This window comes from Paenirhodobacter sp. CAU 1674 (assembly GCF_029222945.1).
GTDB lineage: Bacteria > Pseudomonadota > Alphaproteobacteria > Rhodobacterales > Rhodobacteraceae > Rhodobacter.
This window is the reverse complement of record NZ_JARHUH010000007.1, coordinates 205,718-228,935: the sequence shown is the minus strand read 5'-3', so window position 1 is coordinate 228,935 and position 23,218 is coordinate 205,718. Positions and strand designations below refer to the sequence as shown.

Genomic DNA, 23,218 nt, shown 5'->3' with positions numbered 1-23,218 from the left:
CCACCGTGCCCCCTGCCCCTGTGCCCGCCCCGATGAGAGGGATGATCTGACGCCATGGCCATTCCTGCATTTAAAATACATGTTAGGTTATCTGATAACAGATTCATCGCCCTTCGCAGCGGGGCGCATTGCCGCAGCCCCGACCGCCCGCAAAATGCTGCGTCGAACCTGCCACGGCGCGCAAAATTCGGGGCATTGCCCCTCGCGTTGTGGGCAAAAGCCGGGTTATAGAGGGGCAAAGGTGGAGGGTCCGATGGCGCGCATGTTCACGAAAATCGGTAAGGTCAGCACGCTGGCGCTGATCGCAGGGCTGGTGCCTGCGGGCTTTGCCGCCCGGGCCGAGACCACCTCGACGCTGGGCTGGAGCCTCGGCCGCTTCGGCACCCCCGGCCTGATCGACATGCCCACCGCCGAGGCGATGCAGGACGGCGAGATCGCGACCTCGGTCGGCAAGGCCGCAGGCGCGCTGCGCGGCAATTTCGCCTTCCAGATCACCCCGCGCGTCACCGGCACGCTGCGCTTCACCCATCAGGACGGGCTGGGCGCCGGCGGCGACACGCTGAAAGAAAAGACCCTCGATCTGCACTGGCAGGTGCTGGACGAACAGGGCTGGCGCCCGGCGGTGGCCGTCGGCCTGCGCGACATGTTCGGCACCGGTGTGAATGCCGCCGAATATGTGGTGGCCACGAAAACCCTGACCCCTCAGTTGCGCGCCACGGCAGGCATCGGCTGGGGCCGTCTGGGCACCGAAGGCAGCTTTGGCGGCGGCACGCGCCCGGCGGCCGATCCGGTGGGCGGGCTGAATGCCGACACCTGGTTTCGTGGCCCCGCGGCAGCCTTTGCCGGCGTGGCCTGGCAGGCCAATGACAAGCTGGTTCTGAAGGCCGAGGTCAGCTCGGACGATTATGCCGCCGAAGTTGCGGCCAACGACTTCGACCGCAAGACCTCGGTCAACTTCGGCGCCGATTACAAGATCAACAACATGGCCTCGGTTTCGGCCTATTATCTGGCGGGGTCCGAGGTCGGGTTCCAGTTCAACATCGTGCTGGACCCGCATCAGCCGCCCGCGCCGTCGGGGCTGGAAAAGGCGCCGCTGCCGGTGCGCCCGCGCCCGGCCCCCAGCGCCGACCCGGATGGCTGGTCCGGCGCCTGGACCGCCGATCCCACCGCCGCGCCGGCAATTCAGAAAGCTGTCGCAGACAGCCTGAAGAAGGACGGCCAGATCCTTGATTCGATGCAGCTTTCGGCAACCAGTGCCGAAGTGCGCCTGCGCAATGAGACCTACAATTCGACACCGCAGGCCCTGGGCCATACCGCGCGCATCCTGACCCGGGCGCTGCCGCCTTCGGTCGAGACCATCGTGATTACCCCCGTGGTGAACGGGCTGCCCACGGCCTCGGTCAGCTTCAAGCGCAGCGATCTGGAGCGTCTGGAAAACACCCAATCGGGCGAAATCCTGGCGCGCACGGTGATTGGCGAAGCCGCGCTGGACGGCGCCTTCACCGCCACCCCCGGGATCTATCCGCGTTATCGCTTCGGCCTCTCGCCCTATGTCGAGTTTTCGAGCTTCGATCCGGGGCAGGATCTGCATGCCGACATGGGCATCGCGCTGAACGGCAGCCTTGATCTGGCGCCCGGGCTGATCCTGTCGGGCACCCTGCGCCAGAAGGTGTTCGGCAATCTCGACGATCAGACGCGCGTTTCCACCTCGCCCGTGCAGCATGTGCGTTCGGACGTGGCCGAATACCAGAAGAACAGCGACCTGACGCTGGAGCGGCTGACGCTGGCCTGGTATGGCCGCCCGGCCGAGGCGATCTATAGCCGCGTTACGGTGGGCTATCTGGAACGGATGTATGGCGGTGTCTCGGGCGAGGTGCTGTGGAAACCCGTCGACAGCCGCCTCGCACTTGGCGCCGAACTGGATTACGTCAAGCAGCGCGCCTTCGATGACGCCTTCGATTTCCAGGATTATGACACCCTCGGCGGTCACCTGTCGGCCTATTACGATTTCGGCCCGGGCGTGACCGGGCAGCTGGATGTCGGGCGCTATCTGGCCGAAGACTGGGGCGCGACGATTTCGGTCGATCGCCAGCTGGCCAATGGCTGGAGCGTCGGCGCCTTCGCCACGCTGACCGACATGTCCTCGTCCGATTTCGGGCCCGGCTCTTTCGACAAGGGCGTGCGCCTGACGATCCCGCTCAGCTGGGCGCTCGGCAAACCGACGCTGGCGACCTTCCACCCGACGATCCGGCCCTATACCGGCGATGGCGGCGCGCGGGTCGATGTGGACGGGCGGCTTTACGAAACGGTGCGCGGCAACCACATGGGCGCGATCTACGAGGATTGGGGGAGATTCTGGCGATGAGCCATCTCTCGGTGCGGGGCACGGCGGCCCTGCTGATCGCCGCGCTGGCACTTGCGGGCTGTTCGCGCGACTCTGCCGGGCTGGAACGGGGCGCAGGCGGTGCGGCACTGGTCAAGAACGGGCTGGGCGCGGTATTGCCCGGCAAACGCGCCAGTACGGCATCGGCCCAGGCGCCCGATCCCGCACAGCTGGCACAGGCCGCGCTGGCCTCGGTCAAGGGGCCCGTGCTGCTGGCCACCTTCGAGTCCGTGGGCGCGCCCACCGTGCTGGGCATGGTTGGCGAGAACGGCACGATGCGCAGCTATCAGACCCCCGATCAGCGCGGTGTGATGCTGCGCAGCGGTCTTCTGGCGGGCACACGCGGCTATGGCCGTGATCTGATGTCAGCCGACACGGATGCCGTCGCCCGACTGATCCGCACGCGCCAGGCGGGCAGCGCGCCGCGGGTGCAGCGCTATCTGGATGGCAACGGGGTCGAACGTCCGGTGCCGATGACCTGCACAGTCACCCCCGGCGCCAGCATGACGCAGGACATTGCGGGCATCACCTACACAGGTCAGCAGGTGGCAGAGCATTGCGAAGGCTCTGGCGCGGTGGTCGACAATGGCTATCTGGTGGCCACGGACGGGCGCGTGCTGGTATCCCGACAGTGGGTCGGGCCGGGATTGGGCTATCTGGTTCTGCAAAGCCTGCGCGACTGAGGCACTGCCCTGCCCCGTCACATGACAAAAGCGCCCCACGGGGCGCTTTTTCCTTTCGGGCCACGCTGAACCACAGGCCCCAATACAAAAAGCCGGAAAGCGATGCTTTCCGGCTTTTGATTTTAGCCGAAGCTAAAATTAGTTCGACGAGGCAGCCGCGATGCCTGCGATCAGCAGGACCGGGATCAGCCAAGCAGCGTTCGACGACGAAGCGCCTTCGACGACGACCGGCTCAGCGTCGACGACGGGAGCGGTGTAGCCGCCAGCAAAAGCGGTCGAAGCGGTCAGGCCCAGGGCCAGAGCGATGGTAGCGATTTTTTTCATAGTAATCTCCGTCATTACTGTAGACAGCCGCCAACGCCGGCAGCATCGAAGCGAGATTCGCATAACCACGATTAAATGCAAAGGAGAATCGCGGCTATTTACCTCTGGGCCCTATCGACTGTTGCAGTTTAGCACAGATCGGAACCCCCAAAGCCGGGATTGCCGTGCAAAAGCGTCGCAACTGCGACTTTTTCGCCGTTTTTTGCCCATAGGATGATTCCGGGCCAAATTTTTTTATGATTCCGGGAACTTGTGGCGCGGTTGTGAATTGGCGCGTCCCGGCGCCCCGATCAGGCGCGGCGCGGAAAGATCAGCGACGCCGTGAACAGCGCCGCCGCCATCGCCACGATCGAGGGGCCCGCGGGCGTGTCGAACCGCATCGAAGCCCAAAGCCCCAGCACGATCGAAACCGCCCCCGTCGCCGTCGCCCCCAGTGCCATGGTTTCGGGCGTGCGCGCAAATTGCCTCGCGGTGGCGGCGGGCACGATCAGAAGCGCGGCGATCAGCAGCGCGCCGACGATCTTGATCGACACCGCCACCGTCAGCGCCAGCGCCAGCACCAGCACCAGCCGTTCGGTCCGCGGATTGAGCCCCGAGGCCTGCGCCAGCTCCTCGTTCACGGTCGCGGCCAAGAGCCCCTGCCAGCGCCAGACCAACGCCGCCAGCACCAGCAGCGCACCGCCCCAGACGATGCCCAGATCCGCGCGGCTGACCGCCAGAATATCGCCAAACAGCCAGGCGCTCAGATCCACCCGCAGCCCCGAAATCAGCGACGCCGCGATCAGGCCGAAGGCCAGCGCGGAATGTGCCAGAACACCCAGCACCGTATCCATCGCATGCCCCCGCCCCGACAGCTGCGCCACGGTCAGCGCCATGCCAAGGGCCACCGCCAGCGTGCCGGCATAGACCGAAATGCCGAAGCCGAAGCTCAGCGCGACCCCCAGAATCGCCGCATGCGCCGTGGCATCGCCGAAATAGGCCATCCGCCGCCAGACCACGAACGATCCCAGCGGCCCGGTGGCCAGCGTCAGCCCGGCGCCCGCCAGCGCCGCACGGGTCAGAAAATCATCCAGCATGGTCGTGCTCGCAGTCGTGGGTATGGGAATGGTCGTGGCCGTGGGCCTGCGGATGCGCGTGATGCGGATGTGCCGGATCGTGGCCGTGGCCTTCGTCATGGTCGTGATCGTGGTCATGCACATGTTGATACAGCGCGAAGGCCCCGCCGGTGCCCATCCCGAACAGCGCGCGATATTCCGGCGCGTTCGACACCACCCGGGGCGTGCCTGCACAGCAGACATGCCCGTTCAGGCAGATCACCCGGTCCGAGGCCGACATCACCACATGCAGATCGTGGCTGACCATCAGCACGGCCGCGCCGGTCTCGTGGCGGACCTCTTCGATCAGCTTGTAGAACGCCGCCGTGCCGGGCTGGTCCAGCCCCTGCGTCGGTTCGTCCAGAATCAGGATCTGCGGCCGCGCCAGCAGTGCGCGCGCCAGCAGAACGCGCTGAAACTGCCCGCCCGACAGCCGCGTGATCTGCCGCCCTTCCAGCCCCGGCACCCCGGTGCGCGCCAGCGCCGCGGCAGCATCGGCGTCGCGCACGCGTTTGGGCAAAGACAGGAACCGGCGCACCGTCATCGGCAGGCTGGCGTCCAGATGCAGCTTTTGCGGGACATAGCCGATCACCAGACCGGGCTGGCGGGTGACCTGCCCGGTCGCTGCGGGCTCCAGCCCGATCAGCGCACGGATCAGCGTCGACTTGCCCGATCCATTGGGCCCGACCACGGTCACGATCTCGCCCGGGGCGATGGTAAAATCCACGCCCGACAAGACCGGCGCACCGCCATGGGTGACGCTGAGGTTCGTGGCCGAAATCAGGGCCTCAGACGGTTGCGTCATCTGCGCCTCCGGCACAGGCGGGGCACAGGCCCAGCGCTTCGATATTGGCACGTTCGACCGCAAACCCCAGATCGGCTGCCGCCTGATCCAACGCCGCACGCACGGCGGCCCCCGGCGCCTCGGCCACCGCATCGCACACCCGGCAGATCAGGAACACCGGCGCGTGATCCTCGCCCGGGTGCATGCAGGCCGCAAAGGCGTTCAAACGCCGCACGCGATGCGCCAGCCCGTTCTCGACCAGAAATTCCAGCGCCCGATAGGCCACCGGCGGCTGATTGCCGAACCCGTCGGCCGCCAGCCGGTCCAGCACCTCATAGGCGCCCATCGCCCGATGCGCCTCGAGCAAGATTTCCAGCGTGCGCTTGCGCACCGGGGTCAGCCGGGCGCCGCGCCGCGCAGCCTCGGCCTCGGCGCGTGCCAGCGTATCGCAGGCGCAATGCGCATGGTCATGGCGCGCGAAGGCCAGGGTCGCGTCGGGGTCGGTCTCTGGGCTAGACATGTTACTCTATCACATTTCTCTTGACCTGTTATGATATTACATAGATAAACAGCCCCCAATTCACAAGCCCAAGGAGCCCGCCGATGCGTCCGATAACCCTGAGTGTGCCGTTTTTTCTGCTGACCGCGCCGGCGATGGCCGCCGTGCCGCAGGTGGTGACCGATATTCCCGCGGTCGGTTCGCTGGTGGCCCAGGTGATGGGCGATCTGGGCGCGCCCGAGGTCTTGCTCGACCAGGGGGCCAATGCGCACAACTACCAACTGCGCCCCTCGCAGGCGCGGGCGCTGCAATCGGCCGATCTGGTGTTCTGGATCGGGCCGGAGATGACCCCCTGGCTTGACCGGGCCCTGCAGGGCGTGGCGGGCGGCACGGCGATCGAACTGCTTGAAGCCGCCGGCACGCACAAACGCGCGTTCGACGCCCCGCATGACCATGAGGCCGAAGACGAACATGCAGATCACGCCGATGAACATGGCGCGGAAGAGCATGGCGAGGAAGAAGCCCATGCGCACAGTCACGAAGGGCTTGACCCGCACGCCTGGCTCGACCCCGGCAACGCGCAGGTCTGGCTGACGGCGATCGGCGATCAACTGGCTACGGCCGACCCCGAGAATGCCGCGACCTATGCCGCCAACGCCGAGGCCGCCCGTGCCCGCATCGCGCAGATGGATAGCGAGATTTCCGCGCAACTCCAGCCGGTGCACGACAAGCCCTTCGTGGTGGCCCATGCCGCCTATGGCTATTTCGCCGAGCATTACGCACTGCATGTGGCGGGCGCGGTGGCGCTTGGCGATGCCGCCGCACCGGGCGCGGCCCATCTGGCCGATCTGCGCGCCGATCTGCAGGCCGATGGTGTGGTCTGCGCCTTCCCCGAAGCCCAGCACGACCCCAAGCAGATGGCCCTGCTGATCGAGGGCACCAATGTGCGGCTGGGCGCGGCGCTTGATCCCTCGGGCTCGTCGCTGGCCTATGGCCCGGGGCTTTACGAGGCCCTGATGCGCGATCTGGGCACTGCAATCAGCACCTGCCTGAGCGCAGAGTGACCCCGGCCCCTTGAACCGCGCGCCCACGCATGGTTTCTGGGGAAAACGGGGGCTTGCCCATGGGTCCCGGGCAAACTGGGGATCGAATGGCCGCGATAGCGTGGATTGCACTGAGCGAAGACCCGGGCCTGTTTCAGACCCGGGCCTTTGACATGTCCGGCACGCAGATCGAGCGGCGCACGGCACCGAAGGGCGATGCTGCGCTTTGTGCGGACTGGCAGGCGCCGGTGGTGGCCGCCCGCCTGCATCCCGATGTCGCGCCACGCCCCCTGCCCTGCGCGCCGCTGCCCGATGCGGGCAGCCCCGATCTGCCTGCGCTGCAACAAGCCACCCCGCCCGAAATCGTCCATCCCGCCGAAGTCGCGCGGATCGCGGGGCTTCTGGCCGCGCAGCCGCAATTCGACGGCGTGGTGTGGCTGTGCGGCGCCACCAGCCTGTGGGCGCATCTGAGCGCGGGCGAAGTCGTCAGCGTGACCCGCACGGCCAGCGCCGCACTGCTGCCCCCGGCCGCGCGTTGCGATGGCCCGGGCTTTGCCGATGCGCTGGCGGACTGCCTGTCGCGCCCCGAACGCCTGTTGCGCCACCTTGCGCCTGTGGCCGAAGACCGTGCCTTGCCCGAGGCCACGACAGGTGCCGCTGCGGGTGCGGTCCTGGGCGCCGATCTGGCCGCCGCCAAACCGTGGTGGCTGGGCCAGCAGGTGCTGGCGCTGGACTGTGCCACCGCGCCCGGCTGGGCAGCCCTCGGCGCACAGGCGCTGAGCGCGCAGGGGGTGCAGGTGACGCAGGGCGATGGCGAGGCGGCGCTGGTCGCAGGTCTTGCCGCCTTCGGGGGCCGGACATGACCGTGCGTCCTTTCGGAACGATGCCCGACGGGCGCATGGTGCAGGTGGCGACGCTGCGCGCAGGCGAATTGACCGCGCCGGTGCTGACCTTGGGCGCCACCTTACGGGATCTGCGGCTGGCGGGCACGCCCTATCCCGGGCTGATGGGTCAGCCCTACGGCCCCCATGCCGGGCTGGCGCGGGAACCGCAGTTCTGGCCCAATGCCCCGCACCACCCCGATTTCCCGCAGATCACCCTGACGCCCGGCATGCCCTGGCGCCAGACCACCCGCTATCACATTGCCCGGACCGAAGACCTTCCCGCCACGCCGCCGCGCCCGCCCAGCTAAGTCAGGAAACCGCCCATGACCCACGCCACACCTGCCCCCGACCTGCCTCAACTCTTTGCCGAAATCGCCCCGCGCTTCGGCATTTCGCGCCCCGCCGGGCAGTGTTTCGCGGCGATCTGGCGCGCCGCGCAGGCCCCCGCGGCCGAGGATTTGGTGCGGATACTGGGGATTTCCCGCTCCAATGTCTCGACGGCGCTGAAGGAATTGCGCGGCCTCGGACTGGTGCAGATTGCGCGCAGCCCCGGATCGCGGCGCGATTTCTATGTGGCCCCCGCCGACCCCTGGGCCCTGCTGCGCCAATTGCTGGCCGAACGTCAGCGCCGAGATCTGGCGCCGCTGGCCGCCCGGCTGCACGATTTGCAGGCCGCCAGTGGCGATGCCCGGCTGGCCGATCTGGCGCAAGTGCTTGATGCCACCTCGGGCTGGCTGGCACAGCTGGCGGCCCATAGCCCCGAAGAGCTGGCCGCCATGATGCACCCTGTCGAGCACGGCAAGAAAAAGAAGAAAAAGCGCGCCCGGGACTGACCCCGCGCCGCTCAGGCGGTGTCGGCCACCGGCTCGGGGGTGCCCGGCAGGCTGACCAATGGCCCGCTGTCCATCAGATCCTCGATGAACAGGCTCAGCAAGGGGCCGCGCCCGCTGACGCCCGCCTTTCGATAGATCGCGGCGGTCTGCGCCTTGACCGTGCCTTCAGAGGTCGAACGCAGCGCCGCGATTTCGGCGGTGCTGAGCCCCTTGATCGCAAACAGGGCCACATCCCGCTCGGCCGGGGTCAGGCCCCATTCGGTGAAGCGCGCTTCCAGCAGATCGCCAAAGGCGCTGGCGGCGCGGTGCAGACGTGCGCGCGTGCGCGCGGTTTCGCGCAACGCCCCGGCCAGTGCCGCAGCCCCCAGCCCCAGCCCCAGGATCAGCCCGAGCGCCGCGCCGATTTCCAGAATCTCGCGATTTTGCCAGCTGATCGGCGCCGCATAGAGCCCGAAGACCGACAACAGGATGTCGGACACGAAGAACAGCGCACAGACCGCCTGCAGCGTGAACAAGGCCACCAGCAGCAGGCCACGCCTCTTGCCCGACCTCACCGGATCGGCTCAATCATCGTCATTGCCGCCTTCGCCCCCTCCGCCGTCATCGCTGCCTCCGCCCTCATCATCATCGTCGTCATCGTCGTCATCGCTGTCATCATTCGCGGCCCCGGAACTGCCGCTGTCGCGCCTGTCGGCACCGCTGTCCGACGGACTGCGCAACAGCGTCGCCCCCGAGGTGCTCAGATCGCGCAGCAGTTCCCCGGTGCGTGGATCAAGCACGATTTCGCGCTGCACCTTGCCGCGCTGCGCCGTGATCCGCAGCCGCCCCAGCCAGGTGCGCTGAACCTGGATCTGGCTGTAGCCCTGCGCCTTGAGCTGGCGCATGACGCTGTCTTCGGCCCCGCCCGCAAAGGCCGGCGCCGCGCCCGCCCCGATCAGGGCCAGCATCGCCCCTGCGCACAGAAATCCGCGCCTGTCCATCATTCCCCTCCGGGCCCGCCAAGGGCCGCACTATGCCCGGCTTCCCCCCGAAGGCGCAAGCCGGGACGCGAAGACCGGGGGCAGATCGCCCCCGGCCGCAAGACGTGCTCAGTCGTCGTCGCCGTCATCGTCGCCGCTGTCGTTGTCGCCGCTGTCGTCGTCATTGTCGTCGCCGTCGTCATTGTCATCCGACTCGTGATCGTCGTCGTGACCGCCCATGCCGTGATCGTCATCCCCTTCGTCATCGGACATGTCGTCGTCGTTCACGTCGTCGTCCATATCGTCGTCGTCAAGGAAGTTTTCCGCACGGGTCCGCATGGCCACGCCCTGCGCCAGCACCTCGCCGGTCCGCACGCGCGCCCGGGTCTGTTCCTGCTTGAGGATCTCACCGGTTTCACGATCATAGACCACTTCGATCTTGGTGGTGCCATTGCGAGCTTCGACCTTGACCTGCGCGGGCGCGGTCTCGATTTCAATGGCCGAGAACCCCTGACCGCTCAGATCGTCGATGATCGACTGGGTCGAAACTTCGGCGAAAGCAGCCTGCCCCAGCGTCAGCGAAGCGGCGAAAATGGCAATGGTGGTTTTCATGTGTCTACTCCCAAACAGCAGCCGCACCATGCGGCGAACTGCGGCCAAACTGACGGGCCGCGACGGGTCCCGCTATTGGCCGCAGGGGGTAAATCGCGCCTCTACACCCTGCGACCCACGGGCATAAACCTGGGTTTAGGCAGCAAAAAGCCCCACCGGACACGCCGGCGGGGCCTGAAAACCTGGGCTCGGACCGATCAGACTGCCATCTTCACGCCCAGATGCTTGGCCACGGTGAAGATGTCCTTGTCGCCCCGCCCCGAAAGGTTGACCACCATGATATGATCTTTCGGCAGGGTCGGCGCCAGCTTGGTCACATGCGCCAGCGCGTGGCTCGGTTCCAGCGCGGGGATGATGCCTTCTAGCTTGCACAGCAACTGGAACGCCTCCAGCGCCTCGGTATCGGTGACCGAGACATATTCGGCGCGCCCGGTCTCGTGCAGCCAGGAATGTTCGGGGCCGATCCCCGGATAATCCAGACCCGCGGAAATCGAATGGCCTTCCAGGATCTGGCCATCTTCATCCTGCAACAGATAGGTGCGGTTACCATGCAGAACGCCCGGGCGCCCGCCCGTCAGGCTCGCGCAATGCTCCATCCGTTCGTCGACACCATGCCCGCCCGCTTCGACACCGATGATGCGCACCGACGGATCGTCGAGGAACGGATAGAACAGCCCCATCGCATTCGACCCGCCGCCGATCGCGGCGATCACCGAATCGGGCAGACGGCCCTCGCCCTCCTGCTCGGCCAGTTGCCAGCGGGTTTCCTTGCCGATGATCGCCTGGAAATCGCGCACCATCGCCGGATAGGGGTGCGGCCCCGCCACCGTGCCGATGCAATAGAAGGTGTCGCGCACATTGGTCACCCAGTCGCGCAGCGCATCGTTCATCGCATCCTTCAGCGTGCCGCGGCCGCTGGTCACCGGCACCACCTCGGCCCCCAGCAGACGCATGCGGAACACGTTCGGCGCCTGCCGTTCGACATCGGTCGCGCCCATGTAGACCACGCATTGCAGTCCGAACCGCGCGCAGACCGTCGCGGTCGCCACGCCATGCTGGCCCGCGCCGGTTTCCGCGATGATCCGCTTCTTGCCCATCCGGCGCGCCAGCAGAATCTGGCCCAGCACGTTGTTGATCTTGTGGCTGCCGGTGTGGTTCAGTTCTTCGCGCTTGAGATAGATCTTCGCCCCGCCCAGATGCTCGGTCAGGCGCGGCGCGAAATACAGCGGGCTCGGGCGGCCCACATAGTACTTCCACAGCTCCTCCATCTCGGCCCAGAAATTCGGGTCGGTCTTGGCGAATTCATACTGCGCCTCGAGTTCGAGGATCAGCGGCATCAGCGTTTCCGACACGAAACGGCCACCGAAAATCCCGAACCGCCCGTTTTCATCGGGCCCGGTCATATAGCTGTTGGGAAGGTCTTCGGGCATGATCATTCCTTAAAGCCAAATTCGGATTTGAGCATCCGAAAGAGTTGATGTGCTGCAGTTTCGTCGAACTGCAGTGTCTGGCTCAGCTTGTCCGGAATCTCACGGCCAGCTGAGCCATAGGTGTTCAACTGAAGCACTTTTTTCCCGTCGAACGAGCCCACCATGTATTTGCATGGAATGCGCGTGGGATGGGCAGAACGAATACTCCGTTGTTCTTCTTTTTCTAAAGAAACAATCAGGGCCATCGTCTCACCTCGCGCTGCCACCCTTCGGCACTTAGCGCGATTGGCCTTGCGGGTAAAGCACAAGGGCCCTTCTTCTTGTCTGAAATACTCCGGGGTCCGGGGCGCGCGGCGCCCCGGTCGCTCAGGCCCCTTGCGCGGCCCGAATGAACGCGCGGATCAGGCCTGCGTCTTTCACCCCCGGCGCGCTTTCCACGCCCGAGCTGACATCGACCTGCCGCGCGCCGGTCAGACGCACCGCCTCGGCCACGTTTTCGGGCGTCAGACCGCCCGCCAGCATCCAGGGTTTCTGCCACTCGCGCCCCGCGATCAGGCGCCAGTCAAAGGCCAGCCCGTTACCGCCGGGCAGCGCCGCGCCTTTCGGCGCCTTGGCGTCGATCAGGATCTGATCGGCCACCGCCTCATACGCTGCGATCGCCGCCAGATCGGCCGGTTCGGCCACGCCCACCGCCTTCATCACCGGCAGGCCGAAGCGCGCGCGGATCTCGGCCACGCGTTCGGGGGTTTCGCGGCCGTGCAGCTGCAACATGTCCAGCGGCACCTGCGCGCAGATCGCCTCCAGCTCGGCATCGCTGGCATTGACCACCAGCGCCACTTTCGCCACGCCCACCGGCACCTCGATCGCCAGATCGCGGCCCTGCACGATGCCGACGTTGCGCGGCGATTTCGGGAAAAACACGAAACCCAGATAGGCCGCGCCCGCCTCGCAGGCCGCAGCGACATGTTCCGCGGTGCTCAGCCCGCAGATCTTGACCCGCACCCCACCGGGGCGGCCACGGTTGACGGCAATTGTCACCATTTCAGCGCGACGGCGCCTCCAGCAGCGCCAGAACATCGTCTTTCGGCCCCTCGGCCTTGGTTTTCAGCCGGTCGACCTCGCGTTCCAGATGCGCGGCCTTGCGACTGACCTTGACCGCATGCGAACGGATCTTGTGTTCGCGCAGCCATTCCCAGACGAAGCCGATCAGCAGGCCCAGCAAGATCCCCGCAAAGATCACAAGAAACAGCGGCAGTTGCAGCGACCAGCTGAAGCCCAGGAACTCGCCGGCCTCGGGCGGCAGCGCGCGCAGCGTCACCAGATCACGGTTGGCCAGCGCCAAGGCAATCAGCACCAGCGCCAGAAGACCCAGGAACGCCAGCCGCAACAGCTTCATCATGGTTCAGTCCTCATCCCCGTTCAGCCGGTCGCGCAGCAGCTTGCCGGTCTTGAAGAAGGGCACATGTTTTTCGTCCACCTCGACGGCGGTGCCGGTGCGCGGATTGCGCCCGGTGCGCGCGTCGCGTTTCTTGACCGAAAACGCGCCGAAACCGCGCAACTCGACCCGATCGCCCCGCGCCATGGCCTCAATGATCTCTTCAAAGATCGTGTTCACGATCTTCTCGACATCGCGCTGGAACAGATGCGGATTTTCTTCGGAAATCTTGGCGATCAACTCAGACCGGATCATTTATAGTTCCCCCCAAGGGTTTCCGGGTGGCAGACCCGGACATTCTTTGTGTGCCCGACTATACGGATAAATTTTCGAGGCTCAAACAGCAAAGGCTTGGAAAGGCGGCCAATTTGGCGGCTCTGAGCACGCCGGAAGCACGCTTGCACGATGTGCATGCGCAGAAACATGCCAATGACGCCCCCGCGCGGGCCCAGAGTGCGAATCGCAGGCATGAAAACGGCCCCGCCCGGGTAGGGCGAGGCCGCAGATCCGGTCAGACCGGATGGATCAGTTGTTGCCCTTGAGCGCCGCGCCCAGGATGTCGCCCAGCGACGCACCCGAGTCCGACGAGCCGTACTGTTCCACGGCTTCTTTCTCTTCGGCGATCTCACGCGCCTTGATCGAGACGCCCAGACGGCGGGTCTTGCTGTCGACGTTGGTCACGCGCACATCGACGTGGTCACCGACCTGGAAGCGCTCGGGGCGCTGGTCGGCACGATCACGGGCCAGGTCCGAACGGCGGATGAAGGATTTCATACCGTTGTAATCCACCTCGATGCCGCCGTCTTCGATGGCGGTGACTTCGACGGTGATGACCGAACCGCGTTTCACGCCGTCAACCGCATCCGAGAAGGTGTCGGCGTCGAGCGCTTTGATCGAGAGCGAGATACGCTCTTTCTCCACGTCCACTTCGGTGACAGCGGCCTTGACCATGTCGCCTTTGCGGTAGTTCTGGATCGCGTCTTCGCCGCGCTGTTCCCACGACAGGTCCGACAGGTGAACCATGCCGTCGATGTCGTTGTCGAGGCCGATGAACAGACCGAATTCGGTGATGTTCTTGACTTCGCCTTCGATGACGGTGCCGACCGGGTGGGTTTCGGCGAACACTTCCCACGGGTTGCGCATGGTTTGTTTCAGGCCAAGCGACACGCGACGTTTCGCGGTGTCGATTTCCAGAACCATGACGTCAACCTCTTGCGAGGTCGAAACGATCTTGCCGGGGTGCACGTTCTTCTTGGTCCACGACATTTCCGAAACGTGAACCAGACCTTCGACACCGGCTTCCAGCTCCACGAAGGCGCCGTAATCGGTGATGTTGGTCACGCGGCCCTTGTGGACCGAACCCAGCGGGAATTTCTGTTCAACCGAATCCCACGGATCGTTCTGCAGCTGTTTCATGCCGAGCGAGATACGGTGGGTTTCCTTGTTGATCTTGACGACCTGAACCTTGACGGTTTCGCCGATCGACAGAATTTCCGACGGGTGGTTCACACGGCGCCAGGCCATGTCGGTGACGTGCAGCAGGCCGTCAACGCCGCCCAGATCAACGAACGCACCGTATTCGGTGATGTTCTTGACCACGCCGTCGACCACTTGACCTTCGGTCAGGTTGCCGATGACTTCGGCGCGCTGTTCGGCGCGGCTTTCTTCCAGAATGGCGCGACGCGACACAACGATGTTGCCACGACGACGGTCCATTTTCAGGATCTGGAACGGCTGCTTCAGACCCATCAGCGGGCCGGCGTCACGCACCGGGCGCACGTCGACTTGCGAACCGGGCAGGAACGCCACAGCGCCGCCCAGATCGACGGTGAAGCCGCCTTTGACACGGCCGAAGATGGCGCCATCGACGCGCTCTTCCTTGGCATAAGCCTGTTCCAGACGATCCCAGGCTTCTTCGCGACGCGCTTTCTCGCGCGAGATCGAAGCTTCGCCGCGGGCGTTTTCAACGCGGTCGAGATACACTTCCACTTCGTCGCCAACGGCGATCGAGGGGGCCTCGCCCGGGTTTGCGAATTCTTTCAGATCAACGCGGCCTTCCATCTTGTAGCCGACGTCGATGATGGCCTGGCCCGCCTCGATGGCGATGACCTTGCCTTTGACAACCGAACCTTCGTTCGGGGTGTCGATCTCGAGGCTCTCGTTCAAGAGGGCTTCGAATTCTTCCATGGTTGCTTTAGCGCACATGCGTCTGAGTTTCCTTTACATGGGTTTTCTGGCCATGCGGTTGGCTCCGCCGGTCTTTCGTTGGATATGCCCAAAGGGGGCAGACCTGTGCCTGCCCCCTGTCGACGGGGCTGCTATAAGCCCAAATCGCCTGTGGGGCAAGCCTTCTGTGGCGGCCTAGTCGCAGACCCGCGCCCGCAGCGTATAGCGCGGCACCGCGAAACGCTCGCGCTCGGGCGGGGGCAGCAGGTCGGTCGGATGCGCCCGCGCCAAAGACCCGGCCAGACTGTCGGGGTCGAGCACGAAGCGCTGGCACAGGCCGAAGCCGCGCACCGTCACCTGATCGCCGCGCAGATCCAGAAGTGCCCCGGATTTGCGCGCCACACCCTGCGCGCCGAAAATCAGCGGCGGTTCCAGCGTGACCTGCACGGTCTGCGGACCGAAAAGCGCATCCTCATCTTGCCAGTCCCGCCCCGAGGCGATTTCCAGAACGTAACGCCCCGGCGGCACCAGCACCCGGAAGATCTCGCCACCGCGCACATAGGCGGCCAGCACGGCCTGCCCCGCCGCCGGATCGACAAGACGCAGATAATGATCGGCCCCCGCATCGCTTTTGACCTGCAGGGGCAAGGTCAGCGGCAGGCCCGAACGGTTCCACATCAACCCTTCGGGCCGCGTCCCGGCGGCAACCGGAGCGGCAAGCATGACAAGCAGGAACAGAGCGGCGCGCAGCATCCTGTCGATATGGGCTTGCGGCCCCGCCCTGTCCAGATCAGCGCATCCGTTTCGCGATTTCGTCGCAGGCCGCAGCTACGGCCGCCTCGATGCTCATCGTCGAGGTGTCGATCACCACTGCGTCGGCCGCCGGCTTCAAAGGCGCTTCGGCGCGGTTCATGTCGCGCGCGTCGCGTGCGACCACCTCGGCCAGCACCGCCGCCGCGTCGCCGCCGACTTCCAGCCAGCGCCGGTGCGCGCGCACCTCGGCACTGGCGGTGACGAACAGCTTCACCTCGGCCTCGGGACAGATCACCGTGCCGATGTCGCGCCCGTCCAGCACCGCCCCCCCGTCACGCCGCGCAAACTCGCGCTGGAACTCCAGCAATGCCTGACGCACTTCCGGGATCACCGCCACCTTCGACGCCGCCTGCCCGGCCGCCAGCGTGCGCAAATCCTCGCGCGCCAGATCCGCAGGGGTCAACCCGCGCGCCGCCGCCACCGGATCGCCGCCCTCACCCCCGGCCTTGACGCCAACCGCCCGATACAGCGCGCCGGTGTCCAGATGCGCAAAGCCGAACCGCGCCGCCACCGCGCGCGAAATCGTGCCCTTGCCCGCCGCCGCAGGCCCGTCGATGGCGACCGTGAATTTCATGGCGTTTCTCCTGTTCTGACCCGGGACGCTCCGCGGGGGATATTTTTGCCAAGATGAAAGCCCCTTCACCTTGGCCCAAATATCCCCGCCGGAGGCAAGCCCTGCCTTATGCGCCGCGCGTGATCTGCGCACCCAGCCCTGCCATCAGCCCTTCGAAAGCCGGGAAGGAGGTGGCGATGGGCGAGCCGTCATCGACCGAGATCGGCTGTTGGCTGGCCAGCCCGAGCACAAGGAAGCTCATCGCGATGCGGTGGTCGATATGGGTGGCGCAGGTGGCGCCGCCGGGCACATTGCCCGCGCCCAGCCCGTGCACGATCAGCGTGTCTTCGTCTTCCTCGACGCGCACGCCGCAGGCCTCTAGCCCGCGCGCCATCGCGTCGATCCGGTCGCTTTCCTTGACCCGCAATTCCTTGACCCCGCGCATCACCGTGGTGCCGGTGGCGCAGGCCGCAACAACCGAAAGCACCGGGTATTCGTCGATCATCGAGGCCGCGCGTTCGGGCGGCACCGCGATACCGTGCAGCGCGCTGGAACGCACGCGCAGGTCGGCCACCGGCTCGCCGCCCTCTTCGCGCGGGTTTTCAAATGTGATGTCGGCGCCCATTTCGACCAGCGTGGTGAACAGCCCGTTGCGCGTCGGGTTCTGGCTGACCCCCGGCACCAGAATATCAGAGCCCGGCACGATCAGCGCGGCACAGACCGGAAACGCCGCCGAGGACGGGTCACGCGGCACGGCGACCTTCTGCCCGGTCAATTCGGGCTGACCCTGCAGTGTGATGACCCGGCCTTCGGCGGTCTCTTCAACACTGATTTCGGCGCCAAAGCCACGCAGCATGCGTTCGGTGTGATCGCGCGTCGCCTCGCGCTCGGTCACCACGGTCTGCCCGGGCGCGTTCAGCCCCGCCAGCAGCACCGCCGATTTCACCTGCGCCGAGGGCATCGGCGTGGTGTAGCTGACCGGCACCGGATCGGCAGCACCGACGATGGTCATCGGCAGACGGCCACCCGCGCGCCCCACCGCCCGCGCACCGAACAGCGCGATCGGGTCGGTCACCCGCCCCATCGGGCGCTTGCGCAGGCTCGCATCGCCGGTGAAGGTCGCGGTGATCGGGCTTGTCGCCATGCAGCCCATGATCAGCCGCACCCCGGTGCCCGAATTGCCGCAGTCGATCACATCCTCGGGCTCGGCGAAGCCGCCCACACCCACGCCCTCGACGGTCCAGTCGCCCGGGCCGTTGCGGGTGACGGTGGCGCCGAAGGCCCGCATCGCACGCGCGGTGTCCAGAACGTCCTGGCCTTCCAGCAGCCCGGTGATCTCGGTGCGACCGACCGACAGCGCGCCCAGGATCAGCGCGCGGTGGCTGATCGACTTGTCGCCCGGCACCTCGGCCACACCTTTCAGCGCAGCGCCCTTGCGGGCAGTCATCAAAATCGGATCGCCGTGGCCGGACATATGGAGCCTCCCTGAACAGTCGGACCCTGTTAGCCCAAGCCGGGGGCCTCGGGAAAGCCCCAGCCCCTCAAGAAAGCGAAAATATCCCCGCCAGAGGCGCGCTCAGATCTTGCGGAAGGTGGCGTAGTCGGGCACCCGGCCCTCGCGCAGCGCCTTTTGTTCATAGCGGGTCGAGATCCAGTCGTCCCACGGCGTGCCCGAATGCGCGACCAGTGCGAACCCCGCCTGCGGCACCTCTTCCAGCGTCTGGCGCATGTAATCGGGAATGTCGGTGGCCACGCGGAACTCGGCGCCCTTCTGCAGCACCCGCGCCAGCGGCACCAGATGCTCTTGCGTGACGAAGCGGCGGCGGTGGTGGCGGCGCTTCGGCCAGGGGTCGGGGTAGTTCAGGAAAGCCTTGGCGATGCAGCCCTCGGGCAGCACATCCATCAGATCGCGCGCGTCGCCGGGATGCACGGCCAGATTGGCAACCCCCGCGGCGCGGATTTTGCCCAGCAGCATGGCGACGCCATTGATATAGGGCTCGCAGCCGATGATGTTGATGCCCGGATAGGTCGCGGCCATATGCACCAGATGCTCGCCACCGCCGAAGCCGACCTCCAGCCACACGGGCGCGTCATTTCCAAAGATGCTGGCCGGATCGACCGTCTCGCGGCCCGGGTTTTCCTCGGGCGAGATGCCGCGCGGGCGCAGCGTGTCCAGATCCTCGGACAGATAGGTCTTCTGGCTCGACCGCATGGTCTTGCCGGCGCGGCGGCCATAGAAGTTGCGCCACTCGGGGCGCGCCTCGGCGCCCGTTTCTTCGGGATCAATGTCATCGCTCATGGCCGCGCCTCTAGCGCCCTGCGGCGGCGGGGGCAAGCCCCCGCTGCCCCATCAGCCGCGCTGGATCAGGAAAAGACCCAGCCCCATGAAGCCGATCCCCGCCCCGCGCAGCAGGGTGATCGGTCGGACCATCGCACCGAACAGACCGAACTGGTCGATCGCCGCGGCCGAGATCATCTGCCCCATCAACACGAAGAACACCGCATTGCCGACGCCGAATTTCGGCGCGACGAAGGTCACCGACAGCACATAGAAACACACCAGCAACCCGCCGATGAACAGATGCCGCGGCTGGGCGGGCACATGGGCCAGCGCACTCGGCCCATGGCTGAGCGCCATCACCAAGACCGCCCCGGACAGCGCCACGCAAAACAGCACCACCGCCGCCACAACGGGCGATCCGATCCGCGTGCCCAATTGCGCATTCAACGCGGCCAGAACCGGAATCCCGATCCCCGCCGCCAGCATCACCAGCGCATAGCGCAGCCCGTCGCCCATCGCATCCTCCCTCTCTCCCGCCGCGAGGGTGCAGGATCGCGACGGGGCCGACAAGCCCTTTCACCTTGGCGAAACTATCCCGGGGGGCCCGGAACGGGCGGGGGCAGCGCCCCCTCTTCGTCAACCCAAAAGAGATGCCTCATCAAAGGTTTGACCCGTCGGGCAAGGCATTTTCGCTTCGTTCAAACGAAAAAGGGGGGCCGAAGCCCCCCGATCCGTTGTTTCCCCGCCTGCCTCACAGCGCCTTTCTCAGCGCCTCGATCAGGTCGGTCTTTTCCCAGCTGAAGCCGCCGTCGGCCTCGGGCGGGCGGCCGAAATGGCCATAGGCGGCGGTGCGGGCATAGATCGGGCGGCACAGGTCCAGATGGGTGCGGATGCCTTTCGGCGTCAGATCCATGCATTGCGCCACGACGCGTTCGATTTCCGCATCGGGCACGGTGCCGGTGCCGAAGGTGTCAACATAGATCGACAGCGGTTTCGCCACACCGATCGCATAGCTGACCTGGATCACGCAGCGTTTCGCCAGACCGGCGGCCACCACGTTCTTGGCCAGATAGCGCGCGGCATAGGCGGCCGAGCGGTCGACCTTGGTCGGGTCCTTGCCCGAAAACGCGCCGCCGCCGTGCGGGGCCGCGCCGCCGTAGGTGTCGACGATGATCTTGCGCCCGGTCAGGCCCGCGTCGCCATCGGGGCCGCCGATGACGAAAGTGCCGGTCGGGTTGACCCACCATTCGGTTTCGGCGGTGATCCAGCCCTCGGGCAGAACCTCGCGGATATAGGGTTCGACAATGGCGCGGATATCGGCGCTGGTCTGTTTCTTGTGCGCATGCTGGGTCGAGAGCACGATCGAGCTGACCCCCACCGGCACCCCGTTTTCATAGCGCACCGACAGCTGCGATTTCGCGTCCGGGCGCAGCTCGGGCTCGACGCCGGATTTGCGCACCTCGGCCAGACGGCGCAGGATCGCATGGGCATACTGGATCGGCGCAGGCATCAGCGCCTCGGTTTCATCCGTGGCGTAGCCGAACATGATGCCCTGATCGCCCGCCCCGTCCTTGTCGACGCCCTGCGCGATATGCGCCGATTGCTTGTGCAGATAGTTGTGAACCTTGAGCGTTTCCCAATGGAATTTCTTCTGCTCGTAGCCGATGTCCTTCACGCAGTCGCGCACGATCCCGTCCACACGCTCCATGAAGAGGTCGAGCTTGTCGGGGTCGCTCAGCCCGACTTCGCCGCCAACCACGACGCGATTGGTGGTGGCGAAGGTTTCGCAGGCGACGCGGGCGTTCGGCTCCTCGGTCAGGAAGGCGTCGAGTATCGCATCGGAAATGCGGTCGCAGACCTTGTCGGGGTGCCCTTCCGAGACCGACTCGGAAGTGAAGATGAAATTCTGTCGTGCCATGGGGAAGTGCTCCATTCATAATCCCCGTCACGCCAGGAAGCCGTTGTGACGGTTCGATGCGCTTGCCTAGACCCGCCGTGCGCGGCGGTCAACGGCGATTCTGCCAAAGCCATAGAGGCAAAGGATTAATGCGACAATAATACCCAAGATCGGGGCATCGCCCCAGCGTGCATAGATCGTGGGGGGCAGCGCCGCGGGCAAATCCGTATCAAGCGCGCCCTGCACCCCGACCCCCAACGTCGCGGTCACTCGCCCCTTGGCATCGACCATGGCCGAAACCCCGGTATTGGCAGCCCGCGCCAGCGGCAGGCCTAGTTCGATCGCCCGCAGCCGGGCTTGGGCGAAATGCTGCCACGGCCCCGACAGCGTGCCGAACCAGGCATCGTTGGTGACCTGCATCAGCCAGTCGGGCCGCGCAGGCACCCGGCGCAGATCCTGCGGGAACACCGCCTCGTAACAGATCAAGGGCTGCGCATGGCCCAACGGCCCCAGATCGAGCACCGTTTCAGTATTGCCGGCGGAATAGCCATTGCCCGCCTGTGCCGCGAACGCCGCGATCCCGAAGCGCGCGGCCAGATCGCCCAGCGGGATATACTCGCCAAACGGCACCAGATGCACCTTGTCATAGACCGCCGAAATGCTGGCATCGGGCGCGATCACCGCAAGACTGTTGAAATAGCGCACGCCCTCCATCCGCTGGATACCCAGTGCGACGGGCACGCCGCCCGCCGCCTCGGCCACCATCCGCAAGCCATCTCCCGGACGATCGAGCAGGAAGGGCACGGCCGTTTCCGGCCAGATGATCAGATCGGGCCGGGGCTGGCCCGAGGCCGGGTCCTGCGCGGTCAGATCGAGGTGACGGAAGAAAAAATCCATCCGGTATTCGGGCAGCCATTTCAGCGCCTGCGGCGCGTTGGGCTGCACCAGACGCAGGTGAATGGGGCTGGCGCGCACCGGGTCCGGCGCATCAAGCCGCGCCTGCCCGGCCAGCCAGACCCCGGCCAGGGCGGCCATCGCAGCGCCGGTCAGGGCCACCCCGCGCAGGCCGCGCGCCGCGGCGGGCATCGCCGCAATCAACGCGGTCAGCAGGCTCAGCCCCAGCGGGCCGATCACCGCCGCCGCCTGCGCCACCGGCGTGCCGATCCAGACATGGCCCAGCAACACCCAGGGAAAGCCGGTCAGGACATAACTGCGCAGCGCATCCGAGACAACAAATCCCAGCGCCACACCCAGCGCGCGCGTGCCGGGCCCGCGCCCCAGCCGCGCGCCAATCCAGCCCGCCAGCGCCCAGAACACCCCCATCCCCGCCGCCATGAAGACCAGCGCGAAGGGGGCCATCCAGCCATACACCTCGGGTTCGACGAAGAACGGCTCGACGATCCAGAACATCGCCGCCAGCGCATAGCCAAAGCCCGCAGCAAAGGCGACCCAGCCTGCTTGCGCCGGCGTTTTACAATTGGCAATCAGATAGATAACCCCCGCCAAAGCCGGCAGGGCCACGAACCACCAGCCCAGCGGCGCCTGCCCTGCCGCGACGCCCGCACCCAGTCCCAGCGCTGCCAGAAGCAGCCGCCAGCCGGGGCGCCGGGGCGCGCGCAACAGAGAGGGGATACGCATCTATTCCGCCGGGGCCACGCCGGGCAGGCGCACCCGCAACCGCTTGATCCGGCGCGGGTCGGCATCGACGACCTCGTATTCGACGCCGTTTTCGGCCACGATCACCTCGCCACGCGCGGGCACGCGGCCGATCTGCATGAAGACAAGGCCGCCCATCGAGTCGATCTCGCCCTCTTCCTCGGCCTCGGCCAGACTCATGCCGATCTCGGCCTCGAACTCGCGCAGCGGCGCGCGGGCCTGCACCAGCCACTGACCGGGCTTTTCCTCTTTCCAGAACCCGTCCTCGGCCTCGTCATGTTCATCCTCGATCTCGCCGATGACCTGCTCGATCAGGTCTTCAAGCGTGACCAGACCGTCGACCCCGCCGTATTCGTCGATCACCAGCGCCATGTGGATGCGCTGCACCTGCATCTTTTGCAACAGCACACCGATCGGCATCGAGGGCGGCACATACAGCAACGGCCGCAGCATCTTGCGCAGCGAGAAGCGCCCCGGCGAGGCGCCAAAGCCATATTCCATCGCCAGATCCTTGAGGTGGATCAGCCCCAGCGGCGTATCGAGCGTGTCCTTGAACACCGGCAGGCGCGAATAGCCCTGTTCGCGAAACACCGTGACCAGTTCGTCGCGCGAGATGGTCACGGGCACAGCAACAATTTCAACCTTGGGAATCGCGATGTCGCCCACCCGGATACGCCGCAGATTGCCCATGCCTGGCAAGACGACGGGCACCGGCACGGCAGAGGCGGCAGGCGCCTCCGGCTCCGCCTCGGACCCGGTGAAAACTTCGAAGATGCGGCCCAGAAACCCGCGCGAAGCGGGCTCGGATATACTCTCGCCCGCGTCGGCGTCCGACGCCGGGGCAGAGACGGAGGAAGCTCCGTCAGCGACTTGTCCCATCGTTCCTTTC

General features: G+C 66.2%; 27 protein-coding genes and 1 riboswitch. Of the genes, 6 read left to right on the top strand and 21 right to left on the bottom strand.

Annotation, left to right across the window (positions count from 1 at the left end; translation table 11 throughout):
• Positions 1–253: 253 nt before the first annotated feature.
• Both P2G62_RS12155 and P2G62_RS12150 read left to right on the top strand, forming a co-directional pair.
• Complete coding sequence (locus tag P2G62_RS12155) at positions 254–2,365, top strand: YjbH domain-containing protein (RefSeq protein WP_275735168.1); 2,112 nt, start codon at positions 254–256, stop codon at positions 2,363–2,365.
• The gene (locus P2G62_RS12150; protein ID WP_275735167.1) at positions 2,362–3,066 is read left to right on the top strand and encodes a YjbF family lipoprotein; all 705 of its coding nucleotides are present in this window, start codon (positions 2,362–2,364) and stop codon (positions 3,064–3,066) included. Before P2G62_RS12155 ends, P2G62_RS12150 begins: the two co-directional genes overlap by 4 nt.
• A gap of 138 nt (positions 3,067–3,204) precedes the next feature.
• Here the strand turns inward: P2G62_RS12150 and P2G62_RS12145 are convergent, their stop codons facing one another.
• The 4 genes from P2G62_RS12145 to P2G62_RS12130 all read right to left on the bottom strand — a co-directional run bounded on the left by P2G62_RS12145 (position 3,205) and on the right by P2G62_RS12130 (position 5,788).
• Entirely contained in the window at positions 3,205–3,390 is a 186-nt protein-coding gene (locus P2G62_RS12145) for a hypothetical protein (protein WP_275735166.1), read from the bottom strand.
• A gap of 290 nt (positions 3,391–3,680) precedes the next feature.
• Positions 3,681–4,466, bottom strand: coding sequence for an iron chelate uptake ABC transporter family permease subunit (locus P2G62_RS12140; protein ID WP_275735208.1), 786 nt, complete (start codon positions 4,464–4,466; stop codon positions 3,681–3,683).
• Complete coding sequence (locus tag P2G62_RS12135; RefSeq protein ID WP_275735165.1) at positions 4,456–5,289, bottom strand: metal ABC transporter ATP-binding protein; 834 nt, start codon at positions 5,287–5,289, stop codon at positions 4,456–4,458. The genes P2G62_RS12140 and P2G62_RS12135 overlap by 11 nt, the downstream gene beginning before the upstream one ends.
• Complete coding sequence (locus tag P2G62_RS12130) at positions 5,273–5,788, bottom strand: transcriptional repressor (protein WP_275735164.1); 516 nt, start codon at positions 5,786–5,788, stop codon at positions 5,273–5,275. Before P2G62_RS12130 ends, P2G62_RS12135 begins: the two co-directional genes overlap by 17 nt.
• Before the next feature lie 83 nt (positions 5,789–5,871).
• On the opposite strand from P2G62_RS12130, the gene P2G62_RS12125 reads away from it, so the two are divergent.
• The 4 genes from P2G62_RS12125 (at position 5,872) to P2G62_RS12110 (ending at position 8,527) form a co-directional block, all read left to right on the top strand.
• Positions 5,872–6,831: a zinc ABC transporter substrate-binding protein gene (locus P2G62_RS12125; RefSeq protein ID WP_275735163.1), complete on the top strand. Its 960-nt coding sequence runs from the start codon at positions 5,872–5,874 to the stop codon at positions 6,829–6,831.
• Between the two features lie 86 nt (positions 6,832–6,917).
• A complete protein-coding gene (locus tag P2G62_RS12120) occupies positions 6,918–7,673 on the top strand; it encodes a 2-dehydro-3-deoxygalactonokinase (protein ID WP_275735162.1) in 756 nt (251 codons plus the stop codon).
• A complete protein-coding gene (locus P2G62_RS12115) occupies positions 7,670–8,002 on the top strand; it encodes a hypothetical protein (RefSeq protein WP_275735161.1) in 333 nt (110 codons plus the stop codon). The genes P2G62_RS12120 and P2G62_RS12115 overlap by 4 nt, the downstream gene beginning before the upstream one ends.
• A 15-nt stretch (positions 8,003–8,017) precedes the next feature.
• The gene (locus tag P2G62_RS12110) at positions 8,018–8,527 is read left to right on the top strand and encodes a MarR family transcriptional regulator (protein ID WP_275735160.1); all 510 of its coding nucleotides are present in this window, start codon (positions 8,018–8,020) and stop codon (positions 8,525–8,527) included.
• Between the two features lie 11 nt (positions 8,528–8,538).
• Here P2G62_RS12110 and P2G62_RS12105 read toward each other — a convergent pair whose 3' ends face one another.
• From P2G62_RS12105 to P2G62_RS12025, 17 genes are all read right to left on the bottom strand, one after another.
• A complete protein-coding gene (locus P2G62_RS12105; RefSeq protein ID WP_275735159.1) occupies positions 8,539–9,081 on the bottom strand; it encodes a helix-turn-helix transcriptional regulator in 543 nt (180 codons plus the stop codon).
• A 9-nt stretch (positions 9,082–9,090) separates the two neighbouring features.
• Complete coding sequence (locus P2G62_RS12100) at positions 9,091–9,507, bottom strand: hypothetical protein (RefSeq protein ID WP_275735158.1); 417 nt, start codon at positions 9,505–9,507, stop codon at positions 9,091–9,093.
• Positions 9,508–9,615: 108 nt separating this feature from the next.
• The gene (locus P2G62_RS12095; protein ID WP_275735157.1) at positions 9,616–10,098 is read right to left on the bottom strand and encodes a PepSY domain-containing protein; all 483 of its coding nucleotides are present in this window, start codon (positions 10,096–10,098) and stop codon (positions 9,616–9,618) included.
• A 197-nt stretch (positions 10,099–10,295) separates the two neighbouring features.
• Entirely contained in the window at positions 10,296–11,528 is a 1,233-nt protein-coding gene (gene trpB / locus P2G62_RS12090; protein ID WP_275735156.1) for a tryptophan synthase subunit beta, read from the bottom strand.
• A 2-nt stretch (positions 11,529–11,530) separates the two neighbouring features.
• Entirely contained in the window at positions 11,531–11,773 is a 243-nt protein-coding gene (locus P2G62_RS12085; RefSeq protein ID WP_275735155.1) for a hypothetical protein, read from the bottom strand.
• Positions 11,774–11,894: 121 nt separating this feature from the next.
• Positions 11,895–12,569 carry a phosphoribosylanthranilate isomerase gene (locus P2G62_RS12080; RefSeq protein WP_275735154.1) on the bottom strand — a complete coding sequence of 225 codons (675 nt, stop codon included), beginning with the start codon at positions 12,567–12,569 and terminating at the stop codon, positions 11,895–11,897.
• A gap of 1 nt (position 12,570) precedes the next feature.
• Positions 12,571–12,927 (bottom strand): LapA family protein, encoded by a 357-nt coding sequence (locus P2G62_RS12075; RefSeq protein WP_345799268.1) that lies wholly within the window; start codon positions 12,925–12,927, stop codon positions 12,571–12,573.
• Positions 12,928–12,930: 3 nt separating this feature from the next.
• Positions 12,931–13,218 (bottom strand): integration host factor subunit beta, encoded by a 288-nt coding sequence (gene ihfB, locus P2G62_RS12070; RefSeq protein ID WP_275735153.1) that lies wholly within the window; start codon positions 13,216–13,218, stop codon positions 12,931–12,933.
• 270 nt (positions 13,219–13,488) lie between these two features.
• Complete coding sequence (rpsA, locus tag P2G62_RS12065) at positions 13,489–15,168, bottom strand: 30S ribosomal protein S1 (RefSeq protein WP_275735152.1); 1,680 nt, start codon at positions 15,166–15,168, stop codon at positions 13,489–13,491.
• Positions 15,169–15,324: 156 nt separating this feature from the next.
• Positions 15,325–15,807 carry a hypothetical protein gene (locus P2G62_RS12060; RefSeq protein ID WP_275735151.1) on the bottom strand — a complete coding sequence of 161 codons (483 nt, stop codon included), beginning with the start codon at positions 15,805–15,807 and terminating at the stop codon, positions 15,325–15,327.
• A 112-nt stretch (positions 15,808–15,919) separates the two neighbouring features.
• Positions 15,920–16,516 (bottom strand): d(CMP) kinase, encoded by a 597-nt coding sequence (locus tag P2G62_RS12055; RefSeq protein ID WP_275735150.1) that lies wholly within the window; start codon positions 16,514–16,516, stop codon positions 15,920–15,922.
• Positions 16,517–16,622: 106 nt separating this feature from the next.
• Positions 16,623–17,969, bottom strand: a complete 1,347-nt coding sequence (gene aroA / locus P2G62_RS12050) for a 3-phosphoshikimate 1-carboxyvinyltransferase (protein WP_275735149.1) — start codon at positions 17,967–17,969, stop codon at positions 16,623–16,625.
• Between the two features lie 102 nt (positions 17,970–18,071).
• Positions 18,072–18,794, bottom strand: a complete 723-nt coding sequence (locus P2G62_RS12045) for a tRNA (guanine(46)-N(7))-methyltransferase TrmB (protein WP_275735148.1) — start codon at positions 18,792–18,794, stop codon at positions 18,072–18,074.
• 51 nt (positions 18,795–18,845) lie between these two features.
• Positions 18,846–19,292: a DMT family transporter gene (locus P2G62_RS12040; protein WP_275735147.1), complete on the bottom strand. Its 447-nt coding sequence runs from the start codon at positions 19,290–19,292 to the stop codon at positions 18,846–18,848.
• A 235-nt stretch (positions 19,293–19,527) separates the two neighbouring features.
• Entirely contained in the window at positions 19,528–20,694 is a 1,167-nt protein-coding gene (metK, locus tag P2G62_RS12035) for a methionine adenosyltransferase (protein WP_275735146.1), read from the bottom strand.
• Between the two features lie 7 nt (positions 20,695–20,701).
• Positions 20,702–20,749, bottom strand: a riboswitch (SAM-SAH riboswitch).
• A gap of 11 nt (positions 20,750–20,760) precedes the next feature.
• Positions 20,761–22,311, bottom strand: a complete 1,551-nt coding sequence (gene lnt, locus P2G62_RS12030) for an apolipoprotein N-acyltransferase (RefSeq protein WP_275735145.1) — start codon at positions 22,309–22,311, stop codon at positions 20,761–20,763.
• Positions 22,312–23,208, bottom strand: coding sequence for a hemolysin family protein (locus tag P2G62_RS12025; protein ID WP_275735144.1), 897 nt, complete (start codon positions 23,206–23,208; stop codon positions 22,312–22,314).
• Positions 23,209–23,218 lie beyond the last annotated feature (10 nt).